This is a genomic window from Kingella kingae ATCC 23330 (assembly GCF_900111845.1).
In the GTDB taxonomy this organism is placed as follows: domain Bacteria; phylum Pseudomonadota; class Gammaproteobacteria; order Burkholderiales; family Neisseriaceae; genus Kingella; species Kingella kingae.
Genome location: NZ_FOJK01000039.1, coordinates 1 through 3,426, shown reverse-complemented (window position 1 = coordinate 3,426; position 3,426 = coordinate 1). Strand labels below are relative to the sequence as shown.

The following is a 3,426-nucleotide window of genomic DNA, read 5'->3' as shown; positions in this document are numbered from 1 at the left end:
CGTATTTTTGAACGGAATTTGAGTGACAAAAAGGGCATTTTTTGTGTTCAAAGCATTTGACCTATCTGAAAGCCTTTAAGCATAAGGCTTTCAGCGATTTTTACCAACCATTTTGTCCTTTAACCCGTTATTGGCAATACTTGAATCATATGATATACTAATATTAACATTTTTTAACAAAGCAAATATTATGAAACGTCTTTTTTCTTTTTCCATGATTGCAGTATTAGGTTTGATGACTGGTTGCGCCGAATTAAATACAGGATTGCAACAAATCAACAGTACATTAGGTTCATTAACTAGCACCGTAGCTGGAGGCGGTACAGTGAACATTGGTAATAAAGTAACCAATCAATATGAAATTAAAAACTTTGCTTTGGAAGTTGGTCAGGAAAGTTTGGCTCATAAACCTGTTGTATTTAAAGGAGAAGTTTATAATAAAACTTCAAAAGGCATTCGTTTAGATATTTTTGTACCAACATATGATTCACAGGGTTTTGCGTGTAATAGTTTACACACATCAATTAGCCTGAGTGCTAATGAAAAAACTCGTTTAGATAATGCAGATTATGTGGGCGTAAAAACTGGTTGTTCTATCAACACAAGTAAAATTAAATATAATTTAACGACATACTAATGAAACAGCGCGTAAATTGGATAAACCAATCTACGCGCTATTTTGTTAAAAACTATCCCAACATCGCCAAAAATTCATCTTCCGACAAAACCGCCACACCCAAACTCAACGCCTTTTCCAATTTAGAGCCAGCCGCATCGCCAGCCACCACAAAATCCGTTTTTTTAGACACGCTGCCTGAAACCTTACCGCCAGCCGCTTCAATCATCGCCGCCGCCTCATCGCGTTTCAAAGTCGGCAAAGTGCCTGTTAAAACAAAGGTTTTGCCAGCAATCAAATTATTCAGGCTGCCTAAAACCGCGTTTTCCGCATTCGTTGCGCCAAATTCGGGCAACATCGCCAAAAATTCGCCAACTTCGCGCAAAAGTGCCGCATTTTCCGCAATATTGCACCAATTTTGCCACTCAATTGGCAATACCTTATCCGACAACAAACCCTCCACCGAACCGCCAGCCAAATCCCACAATTCCTGCGCCCGTTTTTCGCTGATTTTGTAATTCGGCAAACGCGAAATCCAACGCGCAGGCGTCGCAAATTCGCGCACATTTGTAGATAAAACAGCGTGTTGCGGCTCAACCCCCACTGCCAACAAATCGTCCAACAATTTTTGTTGTGCAGGCTGCCTGAAATAATGCGCGATAGACTGCGCCACCACACCGCCAATATCGGGCAAACATGCCAAAATAGGCTCGGGCGCGTGTCGCACCGTCGCCAAATCGCCAAACGCATTGGCAAGCTGTTTTGCCGTGCTTTCGCCAACGTGCCGAATCCCTAACGCAAATAAAAAGCGTGATAACAACGGCTTACGGCTATTTTCAATGCCAGTCAAAATATTTTCCGCCCATTTCGTTGCGCTGGATTTGCTGTCTTTGATTTTTTGCAATTTCGCAATATCTAATTGATAAATATCAGCAAAACTGTGTAATACATCTTGTTCTACCAACGCTTCAATCTGCCTATCCCCCAAACCGACAATATCCATCGCTTTTCGCGCCGAAAAATGGATTAAGCCCTGCGCTCGCTGCGCCTGACACAACATTCCGCCGCTACAACGCGCCACCGCTTCGCCGTCTTCGCGCTCAATCGGGCTGTTGCAAACAGGGCACAATTCAGGCAGCCTGAAAGCAGAAAACTTTGGTTTTTCAACGGTTTCGCTAAACAAATCCGCGCCCAATTCCTGCACCATCGGGCGGCGTTCCAACACCACGCGCACGACTTCGGGAATCACATCGCCAGCGCGGCGCACAATCACGCTATCGCCCACGCGCACGTCTTTTCGCGCCACTTCGTCCTGATTGTGCAAAGTCGCGTTGGTAACGACCACGCCGCCGACCGCCACAGGCTGCAACCGCGCCACAGGCGTAATCGCGCCCGTGCGCCCGACTTGCACGTCAATCGCTTCCACAATCGTAATGGCTTCTTCGGCAGGAAATTTGTGTGCAATCGCCCAACGCGGTGCGCGTGAAACAAAACCGAGTTTTTCTTGTTCAATCAATGAATTAACTTTGATAACCATGCCGTCAATTTCATACGGCAGATTGGGGCGTTTTTCGGCTAATTGCTCGTATTGTTGCAAAACTTCGGCGATATTCGCGCAAATGTGCCAATTTCCAGTCGGCAAACTAAACCCCAATTCCTGCAACCACAACAATTCTTCCGCGTGGGTTTGGGGCGGATTTTCTACGCCGTCAAGACGCGCAATGCCGTAGCCAAAAAAATGCAATTTACGTTCCGCCGCCACACGCGAATTTAACTGGCGCAAACTGCCAGCCGCCGCGTTGCGTGGATTGGCAAATGGTTTTTGTCCAGCCGCTTCTTGGCGAGCGTTGAGCGTGGCAAAATCCGCTTTCAGCATCAACACTTCGCCGCGCACTTCAATCAGATTGGGGATATTTTTACCGTGCAATTTCAAAGGGATATTACGAACGGTTTTGATGTTTTCGGTAACGTCTTCGCCAATCGTGCCGTCGCCGCGTGTGGCTGCCTGAATAAAAATGCCGTTTTGATACAACAAACTAACCGCCAAGCCGTCAAATTTTGGCTCAATCGTGTATTCCGTTTGCGCCTGATTTAAATCTTTGCAAACGCGTTCGTTAAACGCCAGCGTTTCGGCGTGGTCGTACGCGCCCGATTCATCGCGTGGCGAAAACGCATTGTTCAGCGACAACATCGGTACGGCATGGCGCACGCTGGCAAATTCGCTCAAAATCGCACCGCCCACGCGATTAGTCGGGCTTTCAGGCAGCCTGAAATAGGGGAAATCACGTTCTAGCTGTTCCAATTCGCGGTAGAGTTTGTCGTATTCGCTATCGGGAACACTTGGCGCGTCTAGCGTGTAATATTCGTGGGCGTAGCGGTTTAGGATTTCGGTTAGGTGTTTGATTTGGTTTTGAATTTGTGTGTTTGACATAGTTCAGGTTGCCTGAAAGGAAAATAAATGAAATTGTACTGAAAAAATGCAGCCTGAAACATTAAATTAGTGGTTTCAGGCTGCATGAGAATATGGACGTGAGTTGGATTTTTGTATGCAACAAAAGGGAAATTTTTGATAAATATCAGATTTAATTATTCAACTTATACTCTATAATCTGACAAATTCAGTATCCAAAAAAAGGGGCTGTCCTAGATAACTAGGATAAACTTGATTTTACTAACTGTTTTAAGAACCTGTATTCACAAACAACTATTTGATAAATTTTAATATTTGTGAAATATACCCTAGTTTAACAAAATTTTCAGCAGATAAATTCGTCTGCTCAAAATCTTTTGCTAAACGTCGAGACCAACCT

The 3,426-nt window shown here is 44.8% G+C and carries 2 protein-coding genes; one reads left to right on the top strand and one right to left on the bottom strand.

Annotation, left to right across the window (positions count from 1 at the left end; translation table 11 throughout):
* The first annotated feature begins 190 nt into the window (after window positions 1-190).
* Window positions 191-637, top strand: a complete 447-nt coding sequence (locus BQ5809_RS07855) for a hypothetical protein (protein ID WP_019389315.1) — start codon at window positions 191-193, stop codon at window positions 635-637.
* 52 nt (window positions 638-689) lie between these two features.
* Here BQ5809_RS07855 and ligA read toward each other — a convergent pair whose 3' ends face one another.
* Complete coding sequence (gene ligA, locus BQ5809_RS07850) at window positions 690-3,047, bottom strand: NAD-dependent DNA ligase LigA (protein WP_003786371.1); 2,358 nt, start codon at window positions 3,045-3,047, stop codon at window positions 690-692.
* Between the last annotated feature and the right edge of the window lie 379 nt (window positions 3,048-3,426).

What these genes read in the sequence shown, in the direction of transcription:
- BQ5809_RS07855 (WP_019389315.1), top strand. Translation starts at nt 191, where the DNA reads ATGAAACGTCTTTTTTCTTTTTCCATGATTGCAGTATTAGGTTTGATG.
- ligA (WP_003786371.1), bottom strand. Translation starts at nt 3,047, where the DNA reads ATGTCAAACACACAAATTCAAAACCAAATCAAACACCTAACCGAAATC.